The sequence below is a fragment of the Pseudomonas sp. KH_046_2 genome (assembly GCF_057838985.1).
Window position 1 is genome coordinate 267,743 of record NZ_CM174480.1, and the last position, 25,364, is coordinate 293,106.

Sequence of the window (25,364 nt, forward strand, 5' to 3'; positions counted from 1 at the left end):
CCGAGATCAAAGGAGCATCCAATGAGCAGCACTGCACAAACTGCTGAAGGCGAAAAAATTCTTATCGTTGACGACGATCCGGGGCTCAGCAGCCTGCTGGAGCGTTTTTTCGTCAGCAAGGGCTACCGCGCCCGCGCCGTACCGAACACCGAGCAAATGGATCGCCTGCTGGCGCGCGAAGTGTTCAACCTGGTAGTCCTCGACCTCATGTTGCCCGGCGAAGACGGCCTGACCGCCTGCCGCCGCCTGCGCGGCGCGAACAACCAGATTCCGATCATCATGCTCACCGCCAAGGGCGACGAGTTGAGCCGTATCAAGGGCCTGGAACTGGGCGCTGACGATTACCTGGCCAAGCCGTTCAACCCCGATGAGCTGATGGCTCGCGTCAAGGCGGTATTGCGTCGCCAGTCGGCTCCGGTGCCAGGCGCCCCGGGCAGCGAAGACGAAAGCGTGACCTTCGGTGACTACGAATTGTCCCTGGCCACCCGCGAACTCAAGCGCGGCGAAGAAGTGCACATGCTCACCACCGGTGAGTTCGCTGTACTCAAGGCCCTGGTGATGAACGCCCGTCAACCGCTGACCCGTGACAAACTGATGAACCTGGCCCGTGGCCGCGAGTGGGATGCCCTGGAGCGTTCCATCGATGTGCAGATTTCCCGTCTGCGCCGGATGATCGAGCCAGATCCGTCCAAACCGCGTTACATCCAGACTGTCTGGGGCGTGGGTTACGTGTTTGTACCGGATGGTACCGCCACCAAGTGATTGGCGATTTGTAGGAGCGGGTCACGCGGATAGCGGATCAATCGATCCTGTCCGCAGACTCGCGACCCGCAATATGCGAGCATCGCTCGCTCCTGCAAGTGTTTAACGGTTATCCATGAAAACCCCCGTTTGGTTCCCCCAGAGCTTCTTCTCCCGCACCCTTTGGCTGGTGCTCATCGTCGTACTCTTCTCCAAGGCACTGACCCTGGTTTATCTGCTGATGAACGAGGACGTGCTGGTGGACCGCCAGTACAGCCACGGTGTCGCCCTGACGCTGCGCGCCTATTGGGCGGCCGATGAAGAAAATCGCGGCAAGATCGCCGAGGCCGCGACCCTGATCCGGGTGGTGGGTGCCGGTGTGCCGGAAGGCGAACAGCACTGGCCTTACAGTGAGATCTACCAGCGGCAGATGCAGTCGGAGCTGGGTGCCGACACTGAAGTCCGGTTACGCATGCATTCGCCACCAGCGCTGTGGGTTCGGGCACCGAGCCTGGGCGATGGCTGGCTGAAGGTACCGCTTTATCCCCATCCGTTGCGCGGCCAGAAAATCTGGAACGTGCTGGGCTGGTTCCTCGCGATTGGTCTGCTGTCCACTGCTTCGGCCTGGATCTTCGTCAGCCAGCTCAATCAACCTTTGAAACGTCTGGTGTATGCCGCGCGGCAACTCGGCCAGGGCCGCAGCGTGCGCCTGCCGATCAGCGATACGCCGAGTGAGATGACCGAGGTTTACCGCGCCTTCAACCAGATGGCCGAAGACGTCGAACAGGCCGGTCGCGAGCGTGAACTGATGCTGGCCGGGGTGTCCCACGACTTGCGCACGCCGTTGACCCGCTTGCGCCTGTCCCTGGAACTGATGGGCGCCCACACCGACCTGACCGAGGACATGGTTCGTGACATCGAGGACATGGATGCGATTCTCGACCAGTTCCTGGCGTTCATTCGTGACGGGCGCGACGAGTCGGTGGAAGAGGTTGACCTGAGCGACCTGGTCCGTGAAGTTGCCGCGCCGTTTAACCAGACCGAAGAAAAAGTGCGATTGCGCCTGGAGCCTATCCAGCCGTTCCCGTTGCGTCGTGTGTCGATGAAACGACTGCTGAACAACCTGATCGGCAATGCGTTGCATCATGCTGGCAGCGGTGTGGAGGTGGCGGCGTATGTATCCGGGGACACCAGCGCACCGTATGTGGTGCTGAGTGTCATGGACCGTGGTGCCGGGATCGATCCTTCGGAGCTGGAGGCGATTTTCAACCCGTTCACCCGCGGTGATCGTGCCCGGGGTGGCAAGGGTACCGGGTTGGGATTGGCAATCGTGAAGCGGATTGCTTCGATGCATGGCGGCAACGTTGAGTTGCGTAACCGCTCGGGCGGTGGGCTGGAAGCGCGGGTGCGGTTGCCGTTGGGGTTGATGCTGCCGCGGGATGCCGTTTAAAGCCTGATTTTTCAGTGGGGCTGATGGCCCCTTCGCGGGCAGGCTCGCTCCCACAATGATCGTGTTGAACACAAATTTTATGTCCACTGCAGATCACTGTGGGAGCGAGCCTGCTCGCGAAGGCGGCATCCCTGCCGCCACAAGGCTCGAGGGTTAACCCTTCCCTTTGGTCCGCGTCATATTCGGCCCACCATTCTTCTCCAGATGCTCAATGATGATCCCCGCGACATTCTTCCCGGTGGTGGTCTCAATCCCCTCAAGTCCCGGCGATGAGTTCACTTCCATCACCAGCGGCCCGTGATTGGAGCGCAGGATGTCGACACCTGCCACCGCCAGCCCCATGACCTTCGCCGCACGCAACGCCGTCATGCGTTCTTCCGGGGTGATCTTGATCAGGCTCGCGCTGCCACCGCGATGCAGGTTGGAGCGAAACTCGCCGGGTTTGGCCTGGCGCTTCATCGCTGCAATCACCTTGTCGCCGACGACGAAGCAGCGAATGTCCGCACCACCGGCTTCCTTGATGTACTCCTGAACCATGATGTTCTGCTTGAGGCCCATGAACGCCTCGATCACCGATTCCGCGGCCGTAGCGGTTTCGCACAGCACCACGCCGATGCCTTGGGTGCCTTCCAGCACCTTGATCACCAACGGTGCGCCGTTGACCATTTCGATCAGGTCGGGAATGTCATCGGGGGAGTGGGCAAACCCGGTCACCGGCAAACCGATCCCGCGACGGGACAACAATTGCAGCGAACGCAGCTTGTCCCGGGAACGGGCAATGGCCACCGATTCGTTGAGCGGAAATACCCCCATCATTTCGAACTGGCGCAGCACTGCACAGCCATAAAAGGTCACGGATGCGCCGATCCGTGGAATCACCGCATCGAAACCCTCCAGCGGTTTGCCGCGGTAGTGGATCTGCGGCTTGTGGCTGGCGATGTTCATGTAGGCGCGCAAGGTGTCGACCACCACCATTTCATGGCCACGCTCGGTACCGGCTTCGACCAGACGACGGGTGGAATACAGACGCGGATTCCGCGACAGCACAGCGATCTTCATGCAACACCTGTGGAGGAGGTAGATACCGGGAACACCGGCTTGTCTTGTACATACTTGATGCCCGGATTGACCACCAACTGGCCGTGGATCAGGGCTTTGGAGCCGAGCAGCAGGCGATAACGCATGGACTTGCGGCAGGCGAGCGTGAACTCGACCCGCCAGACCCGATCACCAAGGGCCAGGGTGGTGCTGATCACGTATCGCACCTGCGCGTGACCGTTTGAGCTTTTAATGGTTTTCATCGTCACCAACGGAGCTTCGCAGCGTCGGTGGCGCAGTTGTACGACGGAGCCCAGGTGGGCGGTAAAACGCACCCACTGCTCACCATCGCGCTCGAACGGCTCGATTTCGGTGGCGTGGAGGCTTGAGGTGCTGGCACCGGTGTCGATTTTTGCCCGAAGGCCGGCGACTCCCAAATCCGGGAGCGCCACCCACTCGCGCAGACCGACAACGGTCAAATGGTCAAATGTCTTCAATAGTGCTCAACCGGTAGAAACCGCTCGGGCCGCATGCGGCCGGATTCGCGGTATTCACGCAGAATAATGATTAAAAGGCGACAGATATCTACGGCCCGGATTTCCAGCCTCCCAAGGAGGTTATGGAATGTCAGCATTGTAATCCGAGCCGGTGAAATTCTTGGTACGTCAGAAACGGTAGTACAGTTCACCAATATTTCAGAATGAGGAAATTCCATGGCACAAAAAAACGAAGAGGACGACAAAGTCCGCCTCGATAAATGGTTGTGGGCTGCACGATTCTACAAAACCCGCGCCCTGGCCAAGGCAGCGATTGAAAGCGGCAAGGTGCATTGCCGGGGCGAACGCTGCAAGCCGGGTAAAGAGCCACGGATCGGTGATGAGTTCGTGATTCGCACCGGTTTCGAGGAGCGTACGGTGGTAGTCCTGGCACTGTCGATCGTTCGTCGCGGCGCACCTGAGGCGCAAACCTTGTATGCCGAGACCCTGGCCAGCATCGCCAAGCGCGAAGAGGCCGCGGCGCAAAGAAAGGCCGGAGCCCTGGGCGTGAGCACCGACGGTAAGCCGAGCAAGAAGCAGCGGCGGGATTTGTTCAAGTTTCGTGGCAGCAGTAACGACGACTGATACAGATATTTCTCGGGCGAGTGCCGCGCACTCGCCAGGTTTCACCGCGCCTTCAGGCCAAGACTTGCAATTGACCCGGTGCGCATCCATATCTGTGCCTGGCCGGCAATGCATCGCATGGACGATATTGCCGCTCGTCGAAAATCACACACAGTCTCTGACCTGTAGGCCATAACCACATTGCCAGCAGTGCAGGGCGGGAAACGACCCGGAACCCATCAGCGCTTGTTCCACCTTGCTTGGATCAGGCCCGGATTGTTCATAAAATGCCTTTCATGGCTGAACATTGCGCACCCTGGGGGTGACGCAAGGTCAATTTCCTGTTTCCTGTAACCATTTTCACTACTTCAGATACCCAGACCTATGACCGATCACGCGGATAACGACTTCACCCAACGCTTCATCTTCGATGACAGCGACACCCGTGGCGAGCTGGTCTCGTTGGAGCTCAGCTACGCCGAAGTCCTGGCCAAACACGCCTACCCGCAGCCGGTCGCGCAACTGCTCGGCGAGCTGATGGCGGCCGCATCGTTGCTGGTCGGCACGTTGAAGTTCGATGGCTTGCTGATTCTGCAAGCTCGCTCCGAAGGCCCGATCCCGCTGCTGATGATCGAGTGTTCCAGCGAGCGCGAGATCCGTGGCCTGGCCCGTTACGAGGCGGACCGGATTGCCCCCGACGCTACCCTGGCCGACTTGATGCCGGATGGCTCGCTGACGTTGACCGTCGACCCGAAACGGGGCCAGCGCTACCAGGGCGTCGTCGATCTGGATGGCGAAACATTGTCCGACTGCTTCACCACCTACTTCGTCATGTCCCAGCAGATTGGCACCCGCATCAAGCTCTGCGCCGATGGTCGTCGTGCCCGCGGCCTGTTGCTGCAGCAACTGCCGGCCGACCGTTTGAAAGACGAAGACGAACGCGCCGCCAGCTGGCAGCACATCACCACCCTGGGCGGTACGCTGACCGCCGACGAGCTGTTGAGCCTGGACAACGAAACCGTGCTGCATCGCCTGTACCACGACGAGCAGGTGCGTCTGTTCGATGTGCAGAAGCTGCGCTTCCGTTGCAGTTGCTCGCGCGAACGTTCGGCCAATGCGCTGGTCAGTCTGGGTATGGAAGACGCGCAGCAACTGGTGGTCGAACACGGTGGCAACATCGAAATCGATTGCCAGTTCTGCAACCAGCGCTACCTGTTTGACGCGGCCGATGTCACTCAATTGTTCGCCGGCGCGGGTATCGAGACGCCGTCAGATACCCGTCACTAAAACGGTTCAGCGCAGGTAAATTCACTGCCTTGCGCCGGATTAACGCCGTTACGACAGGAGGGGCCTACTCTTTTTGGGCTTTTCTGGCATAATCCGGCCCACTTTTTTCGCGGTAGTAGTGCACGACTTTCTACTACAAAAACGTTTGGAGCACTCGGCCACTGGCCGACGGGGAACCTCATGACGCAAGCCAACAATGCCGTGTACACCGATCTGAGTGTTGATGATCTGGTTAAAGAAGCCCTCAACCGCGGTGAAGGCGAGCTTGCCGATACCGGCGCACTGGTTGTTCGTACCGGTCACCGTACCGGCCGTTCGCCAGTCGACCGTTTCATCGTTGAAGAGCCAAGCACCCAGGCCGCCATCGCCTGGGGCCCGATCAACCGCAAGTTCCCGGCCGACAAGTTCGATGCCCTGTGGGCTCGCGTTGAGGCATTCAACAACGCGCAAGAGCATTTCGTTTCCCACGTGCATGTAGGTGCGGCTTCCGAGCACTACCTGGCCGTGAAGATGACCACCCAGACTGCCTGGCAGAACCTGTTCGGCCGTTGCCTGTTCATCAACCCGGCCCAGTACAACCCGGCGGGTCGTGACGAGTGGCAGGTGCTCAACGTTGCCAACTTCGAGTGCGTGCCAGAGCGTGACGGCACCAACTCCGATGGTTGCGTGATCATCAACTTCGCACAGAAGAAAGTGCTGATCGCCGGCATGCGTTACGCCGGTGAAATGAAGAAAGCCATGTTCTCGGTGCAGAACTTCCTGCTGCCGGCTGCCGACGTACTGCCAATGCACTGCGCCGCCAACATCGGCGAAGAGGGCGACGTGACCCTGTTCTTCGGTCTGTCCGGCACTGGTAAAACCACCCTGTCGGCCGACGAAAGCCGTTACCTGATCGGTGACGACGAGCACGGCTGGGGCGAAGGCGTTGTGTTCAACATCGAAGGCGGTTGCTATGCCAAGTGCATTGACCTGTCCGAGAAGAACGAGCCGGTTATCTGGAAAGCCATCAAGCACGGCGCAGTATTGGAAAACGTCGTTATCGACGATGCCAAGCACGCCGACTACGCCGATGTCAGCCTGACCCAGAACAGCCGCGCCGCCTACCCGCTGGAGCACGTTGCCAAGCGCTCCGAGAAGAACCTCGGTGGCGAGCCGAACGCTGTGATCTTCCTGACCTGCGACCTGACCGGCGTGCTGCCGCCAGTGTCGATCCTCAACGAAGAACAAGCGGCTTACCACTTCCTGTCCGGTTACACCGCACTGGTCGGTTCGACCGAAATGGGTTCGGGCAGCGGCATCAAGTCGACTTTCTCCACCTGCTTCGGCGCACCGTTCTTCCCGCGTCCGGCCGGCGAATACGCTGAACTGCTGATCAAGCGCATCCGCGGCTTCGGCTCCAAGGTCTACCTGGTCAACACCGGCTGGACCGGCGGTGGCTACGGCGTCGGCAAACGCTTCAACATCCCGACCACTCGTGCCGTGATCGCAGCGATCCAGAGCGGCGCGCTGATCGGTACCGAAACCGAGCACCTGGACACCATCAACCTCGACGTGCCAGTGGCCGTACCGGGCGTTGAGGCTGGCCTACTGAACCCACGCAACACCTGGGCTGACAAGCCATCCTACGACGAAGCCGCCAAAGCACTGGCTGGCCTGTTCATCGAGAACTTCAAGAAGTTCGAAGTGAGCGACGCGATCAAGGCTGCGGGTCCAAAGTTGTAAGTGTTGGATTGAGCTAACGAAGAAGCCGCCCCTCGGGGCGGCTTTTTTGTGCGCAAAATTCAGTTTTTCGCGGGCAAGTCAGAATGCGTCGGGCCGTTACAGGCCTTCGAGCTCATCCGTGTCCCAGCGTTGGGCCTTGATGGCCCGGTAGAGCATGCCGATGGTCAATGGCACCTTCTCGCCGCGACCCTTGGCTTTTCGCTTTAGATTCACGTCAAAGCCGTCGGGCTGGAAATAGCGATAACTGTCGAAATCCACGAAATCGATGGCGAAGTGGTCTTCCAGGGTTTCGATCAAATGCCGGGAGTCCGCACCGTTGCAGCCCAGGTCGAAATTGATCGAGGTGCTGAGGCTGATGGCTTTGCGTTCGGGGAAGCCGAGTTCTTCGTGCAGCAGTTGCATGAGTTGCTGCATCAAGTGGTCGTCGGGGAGGTTGGGGGCGAGGTTCATTGGGGGAGATCCGTTTGGGCCTGAACGGATCTTATTGGTCGTCGGACTTGAGAGGAAGGGCCGGCTGAGTTGATTGCTTCTGGCTCAGCGTTTTCAGTTTGCACGGAGGACCGACGTTCACTCCGTAGGATCTCGTTCATTTGTTGCACGCTTTCCATTAGCTCATCAAAAAAACTGCTCATGGTTTCCTTCTGTATCCGATGAGGGCATTGAGTGGTTTGTTTCCATCGGAGCAATTCTTGTTTCTTGATCGCTCCTGCGCAGTGCGTGGGAGCGATCTCCATTAAAGATCAGACCGGGGCTTTCCAGTTCAGCATGCGTTGTTGGGCGACTTTGAGCAGGTCGCAGCCATCCTGGGTCAGCAGGTAGAGCGCGTGGGTGATGTGTGGGATGTCTTCGAGGTCGCCGTGTTTGAAGCATTGGCAGTGCAGGGTTTGCAGCAAGTCGCTGGAGGCCCGGATGCGCTGGAGGGCGGCTTCGAGGATGTCTTGGGGGTTGGCCTCTGTGTCGATGATCAGGGCCGGGGTGTCGGTGAGGTTGGTGTGGAGCGGGCGGTAGCGATCTGGAAACGGGTTCAGAGTTGACATGGCATGTACTCGGTTTGTTGTTAATTAACCGCCAGCACCGTGACCAAACGATGGGAGGCGGACTGTGCGCAGGCTTGGTCAACCGAGAACAACAACTCGGCTCGCCCGAAGGCGTCCCGCACACAGCCGCCATAGCAATGCACCACGAGGACATAGATGTCCGCGGCGCGAATGATGGCACACATGTGTGCGTTGTTCTCAGGTGACCAAACCTGATCGCTGATTTTGCAGCGAAGGAGAGACAGTAAAATTTCGTTGTTAGACGCGATAGGCGACAAGGTGTCTTCTTTTGTAGGACTGTGCCGAAGCTTTGATAGGGCGTTGCTTACGGACTTATCGCCTGCGCAATTTTTCGCGTTTGATTGCCATCAAGCGTTTGGCTTCTTCATCTGGAATGCTGGGACGGAGATCATCGAGGCCGGCTTGTACTTGGGCTTTGAACCATGCGTCGTAGGCTGCTTGTTCGAGCTGTTCTTGGGTATCGGGCATTTTATTTTTTATCAGGTTCACCGCGTTATCGTTCTTCGCGAGCAGGCTCGCTCCCACAGGGGGTTGTGGTGGTGCTTCAGCCGGTGAACTTCGGCAAGCGTTGCCGGGCGATGTCGAGCAGGTCGTTGCCGTCCTGGGTCAGCAGGTACAGGGCGCTGATGATCTTGGGGATGTCGCTCGCTTCGGCCTGTTTGAAGCACGTGCAATAAAGGGTTTCGAGCAGGTCGCTGGCAGCGCGGATGCGTTGTCGGGCGGCGTCGAGGATCTCGAAGGGGTCGGCCTCGGTATCGATGACCAGTACAGGGGTTTCGCTGTAGCGGGTCTTGAGTGGGTGGTAGCGGGCTGTCAGTGAGTCGGGGTTTTTCATTGAGTGGGTCCTGTGCGAAATCGGCAAGTGTTCCCGGCAGGCCGAGACACTGTTTTCAGCCGCGCAGGAAACTATAGGAGAGTATGGCGTTGCGGAACAAGACGGCTGAGATCGACAGGCTTTGTAAGGGTTTTGTCATATTTTGAGGAAAGGGACTACACGTTGATGGTGGTTTTTTAACGTGAAATGGCAGGAGGTAAAAATACTTACGGAGTTGTCAGTCGCGTCACAGGGAATCTCGGTAGAGGGTGCCTCGGACAATGTCGGGTATTTCGAGTATGGCGGTGGGTGTGTTGGCTTCTTCGCGAGCAGTCTCGCTCCCACACGGATCTATGTTTGAGCATCAGAACCCTGCGCGCTGAAGATCAAATGTGGGAGCGAGCCTGCTCGCGAAAGCGATCTGTCAGTCGCCCGATTCCCCAAGCCATTCCAGCCATCCGCTGTATCATCCGGTATCGTTTTTGCCCCCGACCTTTTCTCGACTCGCTGCGTTCGCCGGCTAGGCTTTTGACTCCGCAGCAGTCAACTGAGTGACAGCTTATGCACAACACCCTGGAACAGGTTTTCGGTTATCCACAGTTTCGACCCGGTCAGGAGGCGGCCGTCAATGCCGTGCTGTCGGGGCGCTCGGCGGCGGCGATTTTTCCCACCGGTTCCGGCAAATCCCTTTGCTACCAATTGCCGGCGCTGCTGCTGCCGCACCTGACGCTGGTGGTCTCGCCGCTGCTGGCGTTGATGCAGGATCAACTGGCGTTTCTGCAACGTCATGGCATCTCGGCGGGCAGTATCGATTCGGCCCAGAGCCGCGATGACGCCAGCGATGTCATGGCCCGGGCAAAATCCGGCGAACTGAAGATTTTGATGATCTCCGTGGAGCGCCTGAAGAACGAGCGCTTCCGGCATTTTCTACAGCAAGTGCCGATCTCGCTGCTGGTGGTGGACGAGGCGCACTGCATTTCCGAATGGGGGCATAACTTTCGCCCGGACTATCTCAAGCTTCCCGACTATCAACGCCAGTTCAACATCCCGCAGGTATTGCTGTTGACCGCAACGGCGACGCCCAAGGTCATCGCCGATATGCAGGCGAAATTCGCCATCGCCGCCGACGATGTGGTGACCACCGGTTTCTATCGCCCGAACCTCAATTTGCTGGTGGAGCCGGTTCGTGGAGCGGACAAGCGCCGACGTCTGGTCGAGTGGATGAGCCTGCGTCCGGACCAGCCGAGCATCGTCTATGTGACCTTGCAGAAAACCGCCGAGCACATCGCCGAACACCTGAACCGCAACGGCATTCAGGCCGAGGCTTATCACGCCGGGTTGCCCCATGAACAACGGGAAGCGATCCAGCGTCAATTCATGGGCGGGCAGTCCAATTGCATCGTCGCCACCATCGCTTTCGGCATGGGCATCGATAAGAGTGACATCCGCAACGTGGTGCATTTCGACCTGCCCAAATCCATCGAAAACTACAGTCAGGAAATCGGCCGCGCCGGGCGTGACGGGCAGCCATCGGACTGCCTGGTGCTGGCCAACCGCGACAGCCTCAACGTGCTGGAGAACTTCGTCTACGGCGATACGCCCGAACTGGATGGTGTCCGCTGCGTGCTTGACGAGATGCATGCCGCAGCAACCGAGGGCCAGTGGGAGTTTCTGTTGGGGCCATTGGCCGATCAGAGCAATATTCGCCAATTGCCGCTCAAGACCTTGCTGGTGCAACTTGAATTGCACGGGTTGATCGCCCCGCGCTACGCCTACTACGCCGAGTACCGTTTCAAGTATCTGCAGGAGCCCGAGGCGCTGCTGGCCCACTTCGAGGGTGAGCGCAAGGAGTTCGTCGCCGCCATCATCCAGACCTCAAGTCGCGCCCGGACCTGGGCCACGGTGAATTTCGAGGCGTTGTACGAGCAGCATCAGGCCGAGCGCAGTCGGGTGGTCAAGGCACTGGATTACTTCCAGGAGAAGGGCTGGGTGGAGCTCGAAAGCAAGCAGATGACCGAGGTCTACAACGTGCTGCAAAGCGGGTTCGACAGCGTCGCGTTGAGCGAGGAACTGCACGGCTATTTCACTCGGCATGAGCGCACCGAGGTCGCGCGGATTCACGCGATGCTGGAACTGTTCGCCACCGACCGTTGCCTGGGTTATCGCCTGGCCGAGTATTTCGGCGACCACGACGCCCCGCAGCAATGCGGGCATTGTTCGGTGTGTCATGGGCAAGTGGCACGGCTACCGGCACCACCGGAGTTGCCGGCACTTGTGGATAGAGACTTCGAGTCGTTGTGCGGCGAATTTATCCGCCGGCATGAGCAACACACGGGCGGCGTGCCTTCTGCTGAGCGAGTGACACGGTTTTTGTGTGGGATCAGTGTGCCGTTGTTTACCAAGCTCAAGGCGCGGTCGATTCCCGGGTTTGCGGCGCTGGAAGATTATCCGTATGCCGGGGTGCGGGAGTGGCTGAGCCGTGTCTGATAGGGATTTCAGCACCTGGCAGGGCACATCCATCCGCTGAATGTTGCTCATCACAGGAATAAATTTCAAAAAACCCCGGTGGCTGACTATGGTGGTGGCTGTCTTCGGATCGCCAACAAGAGAACAAAACATGAGCCAGACACCGTCGAATATTCAGCGCGCCGCCGTCATCGGCGCGGGCACCATGGGCCGTGGCATTGTCATGTGCCTGGCCAACGCCGGAGTGGCCGTGCAGTGGGTCGACAACAGTCCGCAAATGCTGGAGCAAGCGCTGGCTACCGTGGCGGACACCTACGCCCACAGCGTGCGTCAGGGCCGCATTGATCAAAGCGAAGCCGATGCCCGAATCGCGCGCGTTACGGCGGCGGATGGTTATGTGGCCATCCGCGATGTCGACCTGGTCATCGAAGCGGTGTACGAAAACCTTGAGCTCAAGCAGAAAATCTTCCGCGAGCTCGATGGCCTGCTCAAACCTGAAGCGATACTGGCGAGCAATACTTCGGCGCTGGACATCGATGCCATCGCCGCGGCCACACGCCGGCCGCAGCAAGTGCTGGGCCTGCACTTCTTCAGCCCGGCGCACATCATGAAGCTGCTGGAAATCGTCCGTGGCGCGCAGACTGCACCGGCGGTGCTCGACGCGGCGCTGGCGCTCGGCCAGCGCATGGGCAAGGTCAGTGTGGTGTCGGGCAATTGCGACGGTTTCATCGGCAACCGCATGCTCAATACCTATGTGCTCGAAGCGCGAAAAATGCTGCTGGAAGGCGCTTATCCCTACCAGGTGGACGCAGCGCTGCAAGGCTTCGGTTTCGCCATGGGGCCGTTCCGCATGTTCGACGTGGTGGGCGTCGACCTGCAATGGCGCTCGCGCCAGTTATCCGGGATCGGGCAGGATGCGCCGGAGGTCCAGGTGGATAACCGTTTGTGTGAACAAGGGCGTTTCGGCCAGAAGAGTGGCAACGGTTTTTACCACTATGAGCCGGGCAGCCGTCAGGCCGAACACGATCCGCAGGTCGACGCACTGGTGCTTCAAGTCAGTGAGGCGCTGGGGTTCCAGCGTCGCGAGATCAGCCCGGAGGAAATTCTCGAGCGCTGCTTACTGGCACTGGTCAACGAAGGCGCGAAGATCCTGCAGGAAGGCATTGCCGGGTCGGCTCACGATATCGATCTGGTCTACCTCAACGGTTACGGTTTCCCGGCAGACAAGGGCGGGCCGATGGCCTGGGCGGATCAGCAAGGGCTGGCGGGCATTCACCGGCGCTTGATGGACCTTGAGACGCGTCAGGGCGATCACTGGCAACCGGCGCGGGTGATTGGTGAGCTGGCGGCGGCTGGCAAGGGCTTTGCTGACAAGTGATGGATGTGGCGCCTGTGAAGGCGCCATCGTGAGCAGGCTCGCTCCTACACTGGTCCGGCGTTGCACACGATAGTGTGTTCGACGACGTTCAAATGTGGGAGCGAGCCTGCTCGCGATGAATACAACGCGGTTTTCGCCTTAGACTGGCGAACCCATTCAGGAATCAACGCTGATGCCCCAACGCACCGACTATCCGCACTTCCAACCCATCACCACCCGCTGGCACGACAACGACGCCTACGGTCACGTCAACAACGTGACCTACTACAGCTTCTTCGATACGGCGGTGAACACTTACCTGATCGAAATCGGCGGCCTGGATATCCATGATGGTGAGGTGGTGGGGTTCGTGGTGAGTTCCTCCTGTGATTACTTTGCTTCCATTGCCTTCCCGGACCGCATCGAGATCGGTCTGCGGGTGGGCAAGTTGGGCAACAGCTCGGTGCAATACGAACTGGCAGTATTCAAGCAAGGAGAAGACGAGGCCTGCGCGGCGGGGCGCTTCGTGCATGTGTTTGTCGATCGTGCGTCGAATCAGCCCGTGGCGATTCCAGCAGGGTTGCGCGGGGCGCTGGAGCGTCTGGTGGTTCAGTAAGGCAAAAAAAATCGCAGCCCTTGGGCTGCGATTTTTGTTGTACTTACCAGCGAGGTGCTCGAGGCCTTAGTCGCGGTAGTACTTGTGGTGCTTCTTGCGATGGCCATAGGCATGGCCACGGCCCGGATGGCCGTCACGGTAGTAACGACGATCACCATGGCCGCGATAGTAACGACGATCATCGTCGTCATCATTATCGTATTCTTTGCCCATGTAGTTACCCAGCGCGCCACCGGCGCCGCCGCCTGCTGCAGCGCCGATCAGGCTGCCGGTGGTGCCGCCCACGCTGCGGCCGACCACGTTACCGCCCGCTGCACCCAACGCACCGCCAATGGCTGCTTCGCCACGGCTGTGTTTGTTTGCGCCGACGGCGCTACCACCCGCGCCACCCAGGGCCGCGCCGATGGTGGAACCTGTACTGCCGCCTAACGACTGACCGACGACCGAGCCTAAAACCCCGCCCAATGCGCCGCCTACACCGGCTTCGGTGGTGCCGCCAGCAGACGCGATACCGCTGACCAGGCCAAGGGACAACAAGAGAATCGAGGAGAACTTCATGGAGGAACCTCAAGGGGATGACGGCGCGATCCTGAGGCTCTGGAATGGGCGTGACAATCGAAATCCGACGAATAACACGACTTGTATACAATATTGCAAGTTGCTGTTTTTTGGGCGGAACTTAACGTTTTTTTGCAGGTCTTTTACTTATTCGCAAAGGCCGTTTTCATAAGAAAGCGGCCTTTTTTGTGGGCGAAAGGAAAGTATTCGAACGGAGCCGTTCATAGGGTGAATCGGCCGACGCCTTCGCGAGCAGGCTCGCTTCCACAGTGGATCGAGGTCGAAGACAAATGCTATGCCCACTGAAGATCAAATGTGGGAGCGAGCCTGCTCGCGAAGTGGCCAGATCAAACGACGCGTTACGCCGACTTCGCCATGATCAACCCGGTCTCACTCGCCGCTTCCAACCGGATCGCCACGAACTTCGACGTCGGCGTATGGCTGCCATCGCCGGTGCTTTCCAGCGGCACCAACGGGTTCACTTCCGGATAGTAGGCCGCCGCTTGCCCGGCCGGGATATCAAACGCCAGCAGCGTGAAGCCTTTTACCCGACGTTCCACGCCATCGTCCCAGAGGGAAACAATGTCCGCCTTTTGCCCCGGCTTGAAGCCCAGGCGAATGATGTCGGCCTCGTTGACGAACAACACGTCCCGCTGACCCTTCACGCCGCGATAACGGTCGTTGAGGCCATAGATGGTGGTGTTGTACTGATCGTGGGAACGCATTGATTGCATGATCAGGTCCGGCAGCACACCGGTGGCGCGGGTGCGTTCGTGCACCAGGTCTTTGGGCAGCGCGTTCGAGCGGAAATTGGCCCGGCCCGAGGCGGTGTTCCACTTGCGTGCGCCGGCACTGTTGCCCAGGTAGAAGCCGCCCGGGTTCTTGATCTTCTCGTTGAAGTCCTTGAAGCCGGGAATGGTCTCGGCGATCAGGTCGCGGATGCGGCTGTAGTCGGCCACCAGCCAGTTCCAGTCCACCGGGTGGCTGCCCAGGGTAGCGGCAGCGATGCCGGCCAGGATCGCCGGTTCCGAGCGCATCTGGTTCGACAGCGGCTGCAGCTGGCCATTGGAGGCGTGAACCATGCTGAACGAGTCTTCGACGGTGATCGCTTGCGGGCCTTGGGTCTGGATATCGATGTCGGTGCGGCCGAGGCACGGCAGGATCAGCGCGTCCTTGCCGTGGGTCAAATGGCTGCGGTTGAGCTTGGTGCTGATCTGCACGGTCAGGTCGCAGTTTCGCAGGGCCTGGAACGTGCGTGGGCTGTCCGGCGTGGCCTGGGCGAAGTTGCCGCCGAGGCCGATGAAGACTTTCGCCTGTCCTTGAGCCATGGCGTGAATCGCCTCGACCACGTTGTGGCCGTTGTCGCGTGGCACCTTGAACTGGAAGCGCCGCTCCAGGGCCTCGAGGAACGCGACAGGAGGGCGTTCGTTGATGCCCATGGTCCGGTCGCCCTGCACGTTGCTGTGGCCACGCACCGGGCACAGGCCGGCACCCGGCCGGCCGATGTTGCCGCGCAGCATCATCAGGTTGGCGATTTCCTGGATGGTCGCCACCGAATGACGATGCTGGGTGATGCCCATCGCCCAGCACATGATGACGTTCTTGCCCTTGGCGTACATGCGCGCCGCTTGCTCGATTTCCACCAGGCTCAGGCCGGATTGCTCGACGATCTGCTCCCACGGGGTGTCGTCGATGACGGCCAGGTAATCCAGCACGTTGACGCTGTGCTCGTTGAGGAAGTCGTGGTCGAACACCGCCGGGGCACCGGTTTTCTGCGCGTCTCGCTCCCACAGCAGGAGGAATTTCGCCATGCCGCGCATGATCGCCATGTCGCCACCCAGGGCCGGGCGGAAGAACGCGGTGTTGGTCGGTTTGTCGCCATTGGTGAGCATTTCGATCGCGTGCTGCGGATGTTGGAAGCGCTCCAGGCCACGCTCCTTGAGCGGGTTGATGCACACCACTTGCGCGCCGCGCTTCACCGCTTCACGCAATGGTTCGAGCATCCGTGGGTGGTTGGTGCCGGGGTTCTGGCCCCAGACGAAAATCGCATCGGCGTGTTCGAAGTCGTCGAAGGTCACGGTGCCTTTGCCGACCCCGACGCTTTGCGACAACGCGACACCGCTGGCCTCGTGGCACATGTTCGAGCAGTCAGGGAAGTTGTTGGTGCCGTAGGCGCGTACGAACAGCTGATAGAGGTACGCCGCTTCGTTGCTGGCCCGGCCCGAGGTGTAGAACTCGGCCTGATCCGGGCTCGACAGGCCGTTCAGGTGTTTGGCGATCAGGGCGAATGCGTCGTCCCAGCTGATCGGCTTGTAGCGATCGGTCTCGGCGTCGTAGCTCATCGGCTCGGTCAGGCGGCCCTGGTATTCGAGCCAATAGTCGCTTTGCTCCAGCAGCGAAGTGACGCTGTGCTTGGCGAAGAACTTGGCATCGACACGGCGTTTGGTCGCTTCCCAGTTCACCGCCTTGGCACCGTTCTCGCAGAACATCACCATGCCCTTTTCCGGAGAATCGCCCCAAGCGCAACCCGGGCAGTCGAAGCCACCGTTCTGGTTAGTCTTGAGCATGATGCGCAGGTTCTTCAGCGCGTTGTCGCTGGTCAACCAGGCCTGGGCCACGCTGATCAGTGCCCCCCAGCCACCGGCCGGGCCTTTGTAGGGCTTGAAGCGAGGGACGGGTTTCTGGTCGGCTTGACGGTGTTGACTCACGCTTGATTCTCCAACGTTGGGCTATAGACCCGCGGCGCATTCTTCTGTGGCAGATGGATGAGGTTGAGGTTGTGGCGACGGGCCCATTGCACGGCAAGGCCCGTGGGCGACGACAGGCTGACCAGGGTCTGGATGCCGGCGCGCAAGACTTTCTGGATCAATTCGAGGCTGCAGCGGCTGGTGACAATCGCCAGCCCGCCAGCGGTCGGGATCTTCTGGCGGATCAATCCGCCGATCAGTTTGTCGAGGGCGTTGTGGCGGCCGATGTCTTCGCGGCCGAGCAGCAACTCGCCCTTGTCATTCATGAACACTGCCGCATGCACCGCACCGCAATGCTGGCCCAAGGGCTGGAAGGCGCCGATGCGCTCGCGCAGGCCATCAAGCCATTCGACCGGTGGTAACGGGGCGCCGGGCAATACCTGAAGGTCCGGCAACGCCTGCTCGACCGCTTCCACGCCGCACAACCCGCAACCGCTGGTGCCGGCCAGTTGCCGACGCTGCTGCTTGAGGTTCCAGAACGCGCGGTTGGCAATGGTCACTTGCGCGTATTGCGCCGATCCCGAGCCGCTGAGTTGCAGGTCGTAGATGTCCGTGGCGTCCTGAATGATGCCGCTGCCCAGGCTGAAGCCGACGATGAAGTCTTCGAGATCGGTCGGTGTCACCAACATGACAGCCTGGTTGATGCCGTTGTAGGCAATCGCCAACGCGACTTCCTCGGCCAGCGCGGTGCTGGTCGATTCCGTGTCTTCAAGGTTGCTGTAACTGTATGTCTGGCTGGCGGCGGGCGCGGGTGTTTCGAGGGCAGGCGCCGCGCAGGCTGGGCGCTTGGTGTTCATGGCATCACCGACGGTTTGATCAGCTTTAAGACTAGGCGTGACAACTTGTCACGTCTAATCGTTAGTACTGATCTATCGATAGATGCCGTCGATCAAGCGCGCGTCAGCGATTGCTGATAAATCGCGAAGCACGCCTCTGCCAGCGCCGAGCGCGGTGCACTGCGACGCATGATCAGCCCCAGGCGGCCGAGGGTCTTGGCGTTTTCAATCGGCTGCAGGCGCAAATGCTCGGTCAGGCCTTCGAGGCCGCCGTCCAATGGCATCACGGCGCAACACAAGCCGCCGTGCACGGCTTGTAACAGTTGATGCACGGCATCGGTCTGCAACAATGGCTGCGGGGTAAGGCCACGGCTGTGGAAGTTGTGGTCGATGGACTGGCGAAAGTGCATGCCGCTGGTGAGCATGCCCAGCGGCAGTTCGATCAAGGATTCCCAGCTCAGCGGCGCCTCGCCAAAGGTGAAGAAGCGTTGATCGTAGAGCAGACCCATGCGGGTTTCGCTGAAGGCCAGGGAGTCGAAATGTTCGGTGTCGAGGCGTTCCAGATAGGAAACACCGAGGTCCAGGCGATTGTTCGCCAGTTGCTCGAGGATCTGCTCCGAACTCAGGGCCGAGAGTTCGAAGCGCAGATTCGGGTGTTCGGCGTGCAAGCGTTGCATCAGTGGCAGCGGATCGAAGCTAGACAACGGTACTACGCCCAGGCGCAACGTACCGACCAGATTGCCGCGGCAGGCGGCCGCTTCGGCGTACAGGCCGTCGTAAGCCGCCAGTACGGTGCGCGCCCAGGCCAGCACCCGCTCGCCCGGCGCGGTGAAGCCTTCGAAGCGCTGGCCGCGATTGACCAGCGGCAGGTCGAGTTCTTCTTCGAGGCTGCGCAGGCGCATGGACAGGGTCGGCTGAGTGATGTGGCAGCGCGCGGCGGCCTGGCCGAAATGGCGGGTTTCGTCGAGCGCGATGAGGAATTTCAGCTGCTTGATGTCCATCTGCGCTCCTGGGGTTGGGAAGCTGCGGATTCTATCGCAAGCGGGGTCATTGGTCGGGTTGGATTCGCAAGTGACGAGCGTGGTCTACGCTTTGGCGTCTGGAATCCGAAACCCAAGGAGAGTGCATCATGAGTCTTTTGAGCTTTGTGAAGGAAGCAGGCGAGAAACTGCTGGATTTGCTGACGCCAGGCAACGCCAACGCCAGTGAGCAGTTGAAGGAGCACATCAGCAAGGTCGGCCTGGGCAACCCGAATGTGCAGGCGACGGTCGATGGCGACAAGGTCACGGTGACCGGTGAAGTGGCGAGCCAGGAAGAGAAGGAAAAGATCCTGCTGGCGGTGGGCAACATCGCCGGGGTTGGCAGTGTGGATGATCAGATCACCGTGACCGGGCCGGTCGTTGCTGCCGCGGTGTTTGTCACCGTCGTAAAGGGCGACACCCTCAGCGCGATTTCCAAGCGCGTGTACGGCGATGCCAACAAGTACAACAAAATCTTCGAGGCCAACAAACCAATGCTGTTGCACCCGGACAAGATCTATCCGGGGCAGTCGTTGCGGATTCCTGAGTAATACAAAACCTGTGGCGAGGGAGCTTGCTCCCGTTGGGCCGCGTAGCGGCCCCAAATTCTCACGACTGCTGCGCAGCCGAGCGGGAGCAAGCTCCCTCGCCACATTGACCGCGCCAGGTTCAAAGTCCTGCAATCAAATCCCGATAATCCCCGACCGCCGCAAACTCCGCCGTATCCTTCGGCCCTTTGCGGCTGTCCGGCTCACGCACGGCCAGCAAATGCGCCACGCCAAAGTCCCGCGCACTGCGCAGGATCGGCAAGGTGTCGTCGATGAACAGGCTGCGCGCCGGGTCGAAATCGATATCGGCCTGCAGCGCATCCCAGAATTGCGGGCTTTCCTTGGGGAAGCCGTAGTCATGGGAGCTGATCAAGCGCTCGAAGTAGGGCGCCAGTTCGATTTTTTCCAGCTTCAACGACAGCGCATCCCGATGGGCATTGGTGATCAGCACCACGCGCTTGCCGGCCAGTTTGATCGCCGCCAGAAAGGTGTCGGCATCCGGGCGCAGGGCGATCAGGTGCGCGGTTTCCAGTTTCAGGTCGCGCACCGACAGTTTCAGTTCGGCGCTCCAGAAGTCCAGGCAGTACCACTGCAACTGGCCGGCATTGCGCTCGAACAACGGCTGCAATTCCATCTCGGCCATGGCCCGGCTGACCCCGTGCAGTTCGGCGTAACGCTGGGGCAGGTGCTCCATCCAGAAGTGGTTGTCGAAATGCAGGTCCAGCAGCGTACCGTCCATGTCCAGCAGAACGGTATCGATGTCGGACCAGGGTAATGAAGGCATGGCAACGTCTCGGGCAGTAGAAAGATTTCTGGCGTAAACAATCGGGAAAGCCGCGTTATAGTAGCGCGTTCACGCCAAGGAGCTTTGCATGCGCCAGAAACCCACCATACTCGCCCGCGAAATTGTCGCCACCAGTCGATTGTTCTGCGTGGAGGAGCTGAAGCTGCGCTTTTCCAACGGCGTGGAGCGCACCTATGAACGCCTGGTCGGCAAGGGGGCCGGGTACGGCGCGGTGATGATCGTGGCGATGCTCGATGCCGAGCATGCGGTGCTGGTCGAGGAGTATTGCGGCGGCACGGATGAATATGAAATGTCGTTGCCCAAGGGCTTGATCGAACCGGGCGAAGACGTGCTGGCGGCGGCCGAGCGTGAACTCAAGGAAGAGGCCGGTTTCGGCGCGCGGCAACTGGAGCACCTGACCGAACTGTCGCTGTCCCCCGGTTACATGAGCCAGAAAATTCAAGTGGTGCTGGCTACCGACCTCTACGAAGAGCGTCTGGAAGGCGACGAGCCAGAGCCGATGCGGGTGGACAAGATCAATCTGCGTGAGCTCTCGGCCCTGGCGCAAAACCCGCAATTTACCGAAGGCCGTGCCTTGGCGGCGCTGTACCTGGCCCGAGACCTATTGACCCAGCGCGGAGCGTTCCAACCATGAATTTCCCACATCCGTTGATGGCACCGGTCATTGAACTGGCTTTGCAGGCCGGCGAGGCGATCCTGCCGTTCTGGCGCACAGGCACCGCCGTCACGGCAAAGGCTGATGATTCGCCGGTGACCGCTGCCGACCTGGCCGCTCACCAGGTGATTCTGGCCGGGCTGACGGCGCTCGATCCGAGCATCCCGGTGCTCTCCGAGGAAGACGCCAACATTCCTCAGGACGTGCGTGCCGGATGGCAGCGCTGGTGGCTGGTCGATCCGCTGGATGGCACCAAGGAATTCATCAGTGGCAGTGAAGAGTTCACCGTCAACATCGCCCTGATCGAAAACGGTCAGGTGGTGTTCGGTGTGGTGTCGATGCCGACCAACGGGCGTTTCTATGTCGGTGGCGCCAGCCTCGGTGCCTGGCGAGGTGATAAAGGTGGCACGCCCGTGGCGATCAAGGTGCGTGATGCGTTAGCGCCCGGCGAGTCGTTCACCGTGGTGGCCAGCCGTCGTCATTCGAGCCCGGAGCAAGAGCGTTTGCTGGCCGGGTTGAGCGCCAGCCTTGGCGAGCTGCAACTGGCCAATATCGGCAGTTCGCTGAAGTTTTGCCTGCTGGCCGAAGGGGCGGCGGATTGCTATCCGCGCCTGGCACCGACTTCGCAGTGGGACACGGCGGCAGCGCAAGGTGTGCTGGAAGGCGCGGGTGGTGAAGTGCTGGAGTTGAGCGGTGAGCCGTTCAGCTATCCGGCGCGGGAGTCGCTGTTGAATGCGTTCTTCCTGGCGTTGCCGGCGAAGGCAGCCTGGCGGGAGAAGCTGTTGGAACTGGCCCGGTCCTGAGGTAGCCCTGACTTTGTGGCGAGGGGGCTGTGTCAGTCGGTTCAGCGGTGCAACACGTACTGCCCGACAAACCTCACCGCATCCTCATCACGGCCTTCATTGACGACCCGTGTATGCAGCGTCAACCTCGCTCGGCTGTATCGCTGGAAGGTGGTCAGGAATTTCTTCCAGATCACCGGATCCGGCGCCTGGCAAATGGCGTTGGCATCCCCCGTCACCGGCAGCGGATAGCTGATCTGCCCCTCCTGAATCACGATGTGCCCGTCGGTAATGCCTTCTTCCTTGAGGCGCAAATGCAACCAACCCCAACCGGCCAGGACCGCGCCGCAATACAGGCTGCCGCCGAACATGGTGCTCTTGTGGTTGACGTTGGCTTCCAGCGGCAAGTGCAGGCGCAGTTGCTGGTCATGCCAATCGAGCACTTTGAGGCCCATGTCCCGGGTGAGGGGAATGTCGTGATGGAGAATGGATTCCAGTTGTCGACTGTCGCGGCTCATTCAGGGGCCTCTGGCTTGAAGTGGATGATTGGACGGTAGCTCAGTCGAGATCGTCAGGGTGGGCCGAGGCACCACTGTCGGCGAAACTCAGACCGTGCTTGCGCAGTTTGTCGTGCAGGGTCTTGCGCGGAATGCCGAGGGCTTCGGCGACGCTGCGCACGGAGCTGTGCGAGCGTGCCAGTTCGGCGGCAATAAGTGTTTTTTCGAAGTTCTCCACTTGCTCGCTCAAACCGCCGCTGACGACGTCGACCTTGTTGCCAGCGCCGCCATCCGGCGTGCTGTGGTCAAGTTCCAGTTCCAGCCCGAGGGCAAAACGCTCGGCGGCATTTTGCAGCTCGCGCACGTTGCCGGGCCAGGAGTGGCGCAGCAGCAAGGCACGCTGCCCCGGTTGCAGTTCATGGGGCGGCAAGCCGTGGCGGGCACTGGCTTCATCGGCAAAATGCTGGAACAGCATCAACGCATCTTCGCCCCGTTCGCGCAGCGGCGGAATCCGCAGCGGCGCGACGTTCAGGCGGTAATACAGGTCGGCGCGGAAACGCCCTTGATCCGCCGCCTGGCGCAGGTCTTCCTTGGTGGCGGCGATGATGCGGATGTCCAGCGGGATCAGTTGATTGCCGCCCAGGCGTTCGACCACCCGCTCTTGCAGCAAGCGCAGCAATTTGACCTGCACGTCCAGGCTCATGCTTTCGATTTCATCGAGGAACAGCGTGCCGCCATTGGCGAATTCGAACTTGCCGATGCGGCGTTTCTGCGCACCGGTGAAGGCACCGGGTTCGTGGCCGAACAGCTCGCTTTCGACCACGGATTCGGCCAGGGCACCGGCGTTGATGGCGACGAACGGACCGTTGCGACGACTCGATAAATCGTGCAGCGCCCGGGCCACGACTTCTTTGCCAGCGCCGGTTTCGCCGAGGATCAGCACGTCGGCCCTGGTCGCCGCCAGTGCACCGATCTGCTCGCGCAGGCGCAGCATCGAAGGTGAGTGGCCGACCAGGCGCGTGCTCAGCTCATTGCGGTCGCTCAAGGCCAACCGCAGGCTGCGGTTGTCCAGCACCAGCCGGCGCAGGGCCAATGCACGGCGCACGCTGTCGAGCAGGGCGTCGCTGGCGAAGGGTTTTTCCAGAAAGTCATAGGCCCCGGCACGCATCGCCTGCACCGCCAGCGGCACATCGCCGTGGCCGGTGATCAACAGCACCGGTAGCTCAGGGTCCTGGGTGTGCAGTTCGGTCAACAGTTCGAGACCGTCCATGCCGGGCATGCGGATGTCGCTGACCACCACCCCTGACCAGTCACGTTCAAGTTGCGCGGCCAGGCCCTTGGCTTCGGCCAGCGGCAGGATTTTCAGGCCGGCCAGATCCAGCGTCTGGCTCAAGGCCTGGCGCAAGTGGGGATCGTCGTCGATCAACACGACCTGAATGCGGTTGTCGATGGTCATGCACTTCGGTCCTCGGACGGTTGCAGGCTCACGCCCGGTGCGCCTGCGCGCAGCTTCAGGGTAATCAGGGCGCCGCCCTCCTTGTGGTTGGCGAACGACAGTTCACCGCCGAAGGCGCGCATCAGGGTTTCGCAAATCGCCAGCCCCAGACCGAGGCCCTGGGTTCGGGTCTTTGTGGTGTAGAACGGCTCGCTGGCACGGCCAAGGGCTTCCATGCAAAAGCCGGGGCCGTTGTCGCGAATGTACAGGTTGACGCCATCGGCCGTGGATTGGGCACTCAACCAGAGTTTACGTGGCGGGCCTTTTTCCGTCAGGGCATCCAGGGCGTTGGCCAGCAGATTGCCGAGTACCTGTCGCAGGCGGGTTTCCCCGGCCTCGACCCACAGGGTGGCGGCGGGCAAGTCGCGGATCAGCTCGACTTCCATGCTGCGTCGACGCTTGGCCAGCAAGGCCAAGGCATCGTCCAGCGCCGGTTGCAGGGCGACGCTTTCCGGAGCATGCCGGTCGCGCCGGGCAAAGGCGCGCAAGTGGGCGATGATCGAGGCCATGCGGCCGGTCAATTCGCTGATCAGCTTGAGGTTGCCGCGGGCATCGTCGGTGCGCTGGTGATCGAGCAATACTTCGGCGTTTTCCGCGTAGCTGCGAATCGCTGCCAGCGGCTGATTGAGTTCGTGGCTGATGCTCGCCGACATGGTGCCCAGTGCCGACAATTTGCCGGCCTGCACCAGATCATCCTGGGCGCGTACCAGCTCCTGCTGAGCCTGTTCGCGTTCCAGCACTTCCTGTTTCAGACGCCGGTTCAGGCCCTCGAGATCGCTGGTACGTTCGGCGACCCGGCCTTCCAGCTCGCGACGGGCCTTGGCTTCGAAAGCAATGCGCTCGAGGTAATGGCGACGGCGCTGCATCATCAGGCCGAGCAGCAGCATCAACACCAGCAACGTTGCACCACCGATGGCCACCACCGTGCGCACCGGACGGTCGATCAAGGTTCGCGGGGCGAGGATGCTGACGTCCCAGCCGGTTTCGGCGATCTGCCGGGTTTGGGTCAGCCAGGCATTGGGATTGAGCTTAAGCGGTTTTGGATCGCGGGTTGGATAGGGCTGGATCGCCGTGATGGCTTTACTTTCGTCCTCGCTCAACGGGCGGGTCGAGCGGAATCGCCACTCCGGTCGCGAGGTGAGAATGACCACGCCGTTGTGGTCGGTCAGCAGCAGTTGTTCCGGGGTTTTGCCCCACAGGCTTTCGGTGTGGTCGAGGTCGACCTTGACCACCAGCACACCGACGATTTTCTCGCCGGCGCGCACGCCGGCGGCGAAGAAGTAACCGCGCTTGGCGGAGGTCGTGCCCAGTCCGAAAAAACGCCCGAGCCGCCCGGCCATGGCTTCGCTGAAATACGGTCGGAAGGAAAAGTTGCGCCCGACAAAACTGTCGTGTTTGTCCCAGTTGGAGGCGGCCAGGGTCTTGCCGGTGGCGTCCATCAGGTACATGACTTCGGCACCGGTCTGGGTGGCGATGTTTTTCAGCAGACGGTTGGCATTGCCTTGGGTGACGCCATCGTCCGGCGCGCCGAGCACGGCACGCAAGGCCGGCAGGTCGCCGAGGATCTGCGGCAACACTTCATAGCGATGCAGGGTACCCAGCAGGTTGGCGACGTAGAGGTCGAGCGTCTGACGATTCTGACTGGCCAGCTCGCTACGGTAGTAACGCTCGGCGAGATGCTCCAGCGGCCACAGCAACGGCGCCAGGCACAGTGCCAGCAGGGCCAGGCTGCGCCAACGGGGTCTGGGAGGGAGAGTCGGTTTCATGAGCAGCATGCGCCTGTGGGTACAGGCGCATTATGCCTAGGCTTGCGGGCGCAGTCTGCGCACTGTG

25 protein-coding genes are annotated in these 25,364 nt (G+C 60.7%); 11 read left to right on the forward strand and 14 right to left on the reverse strand.

Annotated elements, in window-relative coordinates:
- Window positions 1-21: 21 nt before the first annotated feature.
- Both ompR and AC3IX1_RS01215 read left to right on the forward strand, forming a co-directional pair.
- Window positions 22-762 (forward strand): osmolarity response regulator transcription factor OmpR, encoded by a 741-nt coding sequence (ompR, locus tag AC3IX1_RS01210; RefSeq protein WP_007983158.1) that lies wholly within the window; start codon window positions 22-24, stop codon window positions 760-762.
- 115 nt (window positions 763-877) lie between these two features.
- Window positions 878-2,191: an ATP-binding protein gene (locus tag AC3IX1_RS01215; protein ID WP_489386815.1), complete on the forward strand. Its 1,314-nt coding sequence runs from the start codon at window positions 878-880 to the stop codon at window positions 2,189-2,191.
- A 153-nt stretch (window positions 2,192-2,344) separates the two neighbouring features.
- Here the strand turns inward: AC3IX1_RS01215 and rimK are convergent, their stop codons facing one another.
- Together rimK and rimB are read right to left on the reverse strand one after the other, a co-directional pair.
- Window positions 2,345-3,250, reverse strand: coding sequence for a 30S ribosomal protein S6--L-glutamate ligase (rimK, locus tag AC3IX1_RS01220; protein ID WP_007972871.1), 906 nt, complete (start codon window positions 3,248-3,250; stop codon window positions 2,345-2,347).
- The gene (rimB, locus tag AC3IX1_RS01225; protein ID WP_007983163.1) at window positions 3,247-3,726 is read right to left on the reverse strand and encodes a retropepsin-like aspartic endopeptidase RimB; all 480 of its coding nucleotides are present in this window, start codon (window positions 3,724-3,726) and stop codon (window positions 3,247-3,249) included. Before rimB ends, rimK begins: the two co-directional genes overlap by 4 nt.
- 216 nt (window positions 3,727-3,942) lie before the next feature.
- On the opposite strand from rimB, the gene AC3IX1_RS01230 reads away from it, so the two are divergent.
- From AC3IX1_RS01230 to AC3IX1_RS01240, 3 genes are all read left to right on the forward strand, one after another.
- Window positions 3,943-4,350 carry an RNA-binding S4 domain-containing protein gene (locus AC3IX1_RS01230; protein ID WP_090452521.1) on the forward strand — a complete coding sequence of 136 codons (408 nt, stop codon included), beginning with the start codon at window positions 3,943-3,945 and terminating at the stop codon, window positions 4,348-4,350.
- A 363-nt stretch (window positions 4,351-4,713) separates the two neighbouring features.
- The gene (gene hslO, locus AC3IX1_RS01235; RefSeq protein ID WP_347910055.1) at window positions 4,714-5,616 is read left to right on the forward strand and encodes an Hsp33 family molecular chaperone HslO; all 903 of its coding nucleotides are present in this window, start codon (window positions 4,714-4,716) and stop codon (window positions 5,614-5,616) included.
- Between the two features lie 180 nt (window positions 5,617-5,796).
- Window positions 5,797-7,338 carry a phosphoenolpyruvate carboxykinase gene (locus AC3IX1_RS01240; RefSeq protein ID WP_489386816.1) on the forward strand — a complete coding sequence of 514 codons (1,542 nt, stop codon included), beginning with the start codon at window positions 5,797-5,799 and terminating at the stop codon, window positions 7,336-7,338.
- Window positions 7,339-7,434: 96 nt separating this feature from the next.
- Here the strand turns inward: AC3IX1_RS01240 and AC3IX1_RS01245 are convergent, their stop codons facing one another.
- The 4 genes from AC3IX1_RS01245 to AC3IX1_RS01260 all read right to left on the reverse strand — a co-directional run bounded on the left by AC3IX1_RS01245 (window position 7,435) and on the right by AC3IX1_RS01260 (window position 9,231).
- Window positions 7,435-7,788 carry a DUF1493 family protein gene (locus AC3IX1_RS01245; protein WP_489386817.1) on the reverse strand — a complete coding sequence of 118 codons (354 nt, stop codon included), beginning with the start codon at window positions 7,786-7,788 and terminating at the stop codon, window positions 7,435-7,437.
- A 290-nt stretch (window positions 7,789-8,078) separates the two neighbouring features.
- Window positions 8,079-8,375 carry a hypothetical protein gene (locus AC3IX1_RS01250; protein ID WP_489386818.1) on the reverse strand — a complete coding sequence of 99 codons (297 nt, stop codon included), beginning with the start codon at window positions 8,373-8,375 and terminating at the stop codon, window positions 8,079-8,081.
- 333 nt (window positions 8,376-8,708) lie between these two features.
- Complete coding sequence (locus tag AC3IX1_RS01255) at window positions 8,709-8,885, reverse strand: antitoxin PaaA2 family protein (protein WP_489386819.1); 177 nt, start codon at window positions 8,883-8,885, stop codon at window positions 8,709-8,711.
- Between the two features lie 55 nt (window positions 8,886-8,940).
- Window positions 8,941-9,231, reverse strand: a complete 291-nt coding sequence (locus AC3IX1_RS01260; protein ID WP_489386820.1) for a hypothetical protein — start codon at window positions 9,229-9,231, stop codon at window positions 8,941-8,943.
- A 540-nt stretch (window positions 9,232-9,771) separates the two neighbouring features.
- On the opposite strand from AC3IX1_RS01260, the gene AC3IX1_RS01265 reads away from it, so the two are divergent.
- The 3 genes from AC3IX1_RS01265 (at window position 9,772) to AC3IX1_RS01275 (ending at window position 13,649) form a co-directional block, all read left to right on the forward strand.
- Entirely contained in the window at window positions 9,772-11,697 is a 1,926-nt protein-coding gene (locus AC3IX1_RS01265) for a RecQ family ATP-dependent DNA helicase (protein ID WP_489386821.1), read from the forward strand.
- Between the two features lie 130 nt (window positions 11,698-11,827).
- Entirely contained in the window at window positions 11,828-13,054 is a 1,227-nt protein-coding gene (locus AC3IX1_RS01270; RefSeq protein WP_489386822.1) for a 3-hydroxyacyl-CoA dehydrogenase, read from the forward strand.
- A gap of 172 nt (window positions 13,055-13,226) precedes the next feature.
- A complete protein-coding gene (locus AC3IX1_RS01275; RefSeq protein ID WP_258683113.1) occupies window positions 13,227-13,649 on the forward strand; it encodes an acyl-CoA thioesterase in 423 nt (140 codons plus the stop codon).
- Between the two features lie 66 nt (window positions 13,650-13,715).
- Here the strand turns inward: AC3IX1_RS01275 and AC3IX1_RS01280 are convergent, their stop codons facing one another.
- The 4 genes from AC3IX1_RS01280 to AC3IX1_RS01295 form a co-directional block, all read right to left on the reverse strand.
- Window positions 13,716-14,207, reverse strand: a complete 492-nt coding sequence (locus AC3IX1_RS01280) for a glycine zipper domain-containing protein (protein WP_489386823.1) — start codon at window positions 14,205-14,207, stop codon at window positions 13,716-13,718.
- A 359-nt stretch (window positions 14,208-14,566) separates the two neighbouring features.
- A complete protein-coding gene (locus AC3IX1_RS01285; protein WP_489386824.1) occupies window positions 14,567-16,915 on the reverse strand; it encodes an FdhF/YdeP family oxidoreductase in 2,349 nt (782 codons plus the stop codon).
- Window positions 16,912-17,751, reverse strand: coding sequence for a formate dehydrogenase accessory sulfurtransferase FdhD (gene fdhD, locus AC3IX1_RS01290; RefSeq protein WP_489386825.1), 840 nt, complete (start codon window positions 17,749-17,751; stop codon window positions 16,912-16,914). Before fdhD ends, AC3IX1_RS01285 begins: the two co-directional genes overlap by 4 nt.
- Before the next feature lie 92 nt (window positions 17,752-17,843).
- The gene (locus tag AC3IX1_RS01295) at window positions 17,844-18,731 is read right to left on the reverse strand and encodes a LysR family transcriptional regulator (protein ID WP_489386826.1); all 888 of its coding nucleotides are present in this window, start codon (window positions 18,729-18,731) and stop codon (window positions 17,844-17,846) included.
- Window positions 18,732-18,859: 128 nt separating this feature from the next.
- On the opposite strand from AC3IX1_RS01295, the gene lysM reads away from it, so the two are divergent.
- Window positions 18,860-19,300, forward strand: a complete 441-nt coding sequence (gene lysM, locus AC3IX1_RS01300) for a peptidoglycan-binding protein LysM (RefSeq protein ID WP_489386827.1) — start codon at window positions 18,860-18,862, stop codon at window positions 19,298-19,300.
- A gap of 118 nt (window positions 19,301-19,418) precedes the next feature.
- On the opposite strand, the gene yrfG is transcribed toward lysM, so the two are convergent.
- A complete protein-coding gene (yrfG, locus tag AC3IX1_RS01305) occupies window positions 19,419-20,081 on the reverse strand; it encodes a GMP/IMP nucleotidase (protein ID WP_489386828.1) in 663 nt (220 codons plus the stop codon).
- Between the two features lie 88 nt (window positions 20,082-20,169).
- Here yrfG and nudE point away from each other — a divergent pair, with 88 nt between their 5' ends.
- Together nudE and cysQ are read left to right on the forward strand one after the other, a co-directional pair.
- Window positions 20,170-20,736 (forward strand): ADP compounds hydrolase NudE, encoded by a 567-nt coding sequence (nudE, locus tag AC3IX1_RS01310; protein ID WP_108216146.1) that lies wholly within the window; start codon window positions 20,170-20,172, stop codon window positions 20,734-20,736.
- Window positions 20,733-21,560: a 3'(2'),5'-bisphosphate nucleotidase CysQ gene (gene cysQ, locus AC3IX1_RS01315; protein ID WP_489386829.1), complete on the forward strand. Its 828-nt coding sequence runs from the start codon at window positions 20,733-20,735 to the stop codon at window positions 21,558-21,560. Before nudE ends, cysQ begins: the two co-directional genes overlap by 4 nt.
- 41 nt (window positions 21,561-21,601) lie before the next feature.
- On the opposite strand, the gene AC3IX1_RS01320 is transcribed toward cysQ, so the two are convergent.
- The 3 genes from AC3IX1_RS01320 to AC3IX1_RS01330 are packed head-to-tail and all read right to left on the reverse strand — an operon-like array spanning window position 21,602 to window position 25,297.
- On the reverse strand, window positions 21,602-22,057 hold the full coding sequence (locus AC3IX1_RS01320; protein WP_218495330.1) for a YiiD C-terminal domain-containing protein: 456 nt from the start codon (window positions 22,055-22,057) through the stop codon (window positions 21,602-21,604).
- A gap of 40 nt (window positions 22,058-22,097) precedes the next feature.
- Entirely contained in the window at window positions 22,098-23,492 is a 1,395-nt protein-coding gene (locus AC3IX1_RS01325) for a sigma-54-dependent transcriptional regulator (RefSeq protein WP_489386830.1), read from the reverse strand.
- On the reverse strand, window positions 23,489-25,297 hold the full coding sequence (locus AC3IX1_RS01330; protein WP_489386831.1) for a sensor histidine kinase: 1,809 nt from the start codon (window positions 25,295-25,297) through the stop codon (window positions 23,489-23,491). Before AC3IX1_RS01330 ends, AC3IX1_RS01325 begins: the two co-directional genes overlap by 4 nt.
- Window positions 25,298-25,364 lie beyond the last annotated feature (67 nt).